This is a genomic window from Streptomyces hyderabadensis (genome assembly GCF_020404845.1).
Classification (GTDB): Bacteria; Actinomycetota; Actinomycetes; order Streptomycetales; family Streptomycetaceae; genus Streptomyces; species Streptomyces hyderabadensis.
The window spans coordinates 1-1,088 of record NZ_JAIOJZ010000136.1; the positions used below are offsets into that span (position 1 = coordinate 1).

1 protein-coding gene and 1 pseudogene are annotated in these 1,088 nt (G+C 69.0%); both read right to left on the reverse strand.

The window, feature by feature from the left end; translation table 11 throughout:
• Positions 1-417 (reverse strand): COG1470 family protein (locus tag K7854_RS37220; protein WP_443732442.1); only part of this gene is annotated, 417 nt, incomplete at its 3' end.
• A 75-nt stretch (positions 418-492) separates the two neighbouring features.
• Positions 493-1,088, reverse strand: a pseudogene (locus tag K7854_RS37225) (hydrolase); the annotation flags it as partial.

Here is a 1,088-nt window from a genome sequence, read left to right on the forward strand (position 1 = left end):
CGTATTACCGAGATTGTCCACGGCAAGGCGGGGCCGACCGCGGAACCTGCCCTTCACGGTCGGCGGCACCAACTCCGCCCGCACCTCGGTGAACGACGTGATCGTCAGATTCCCCTCCGGAACCGTCACCGCATCCGGATGCTCCGTCGGAAGGATCCGCACCGCATACGGATTCGGCCCGGCCACCGCATCAGGCGTACGCGGCGGAGCGAACGTCAGCTCCACCGTCCCCGTCGTCCCCGGATACAACCGCAACGTCTGCGGCTCCACCGTCGTCCAGGGAGCCACATCCCCCACCGGCTCAAACCGGTACTCGTCGACGACATCACCGGTATTACGCACCCTCAGGCGCACACGCGTGCTGCTGCCGGGGTCGACGGTTGCGGACGCGGGCTCCAGGGAAGTCCAAAGGCTCACACGCCGACGCTAGTGGGAGCCTTACTCGTACGTCAGGAGTCGCGAGGGCAAAGACGGTTGCCCTCGCACACGCCGTCAGACCGTGATGCGCACCGCTTCCAGCTGGAGGCGGTCGTTCTCCATGTTGCTGCCGAAGTACCGCCAGTCCCCGGGCTCGGTGCAGCCCTGCTTCAGCCAGCCCTTGTCCTTGACGTAGGTGTTGGGGCAGACGGTGCCCTCGACGGTCTTGAGGGTGAACCCCTCCAAGGGCGAGATCGCCTCCTTGGTGCTGCCCAGATACATGTCGGTCTGGTCGGGGGCGCTCTCCCACTTGCCGCCGGTGAGCCATGCCTCGACGACGTGGGCGCCGTTGCCGGTCACGCCCTTGGTTCCGGACACCGCGATGTTCAGGGCCTTGATCGGGAGGCCCTTGCCGACCGTGCCGGCCTCGGCACCGTCGCAGACCGGGGCCTGCCAGCCCTGGTCCGCCACGTAGGCGCGGTAGCAGATGTGCCGGCCCTCGCTGCGGGCGGCGACCTCCTTCACGGCCGTGGCCGCGGTGCGTACGGGCGGCTTGGGCTTCTTGGACTCGCCGCCGCCACCTCCGCCGCCGCCCTTGTCGCCGCCGTCGCCGCCGTCGCTCTTCTCCGACTCCTGGCTGGCCGGCGGCTGCTGCACCTGCGGCTGGTCGG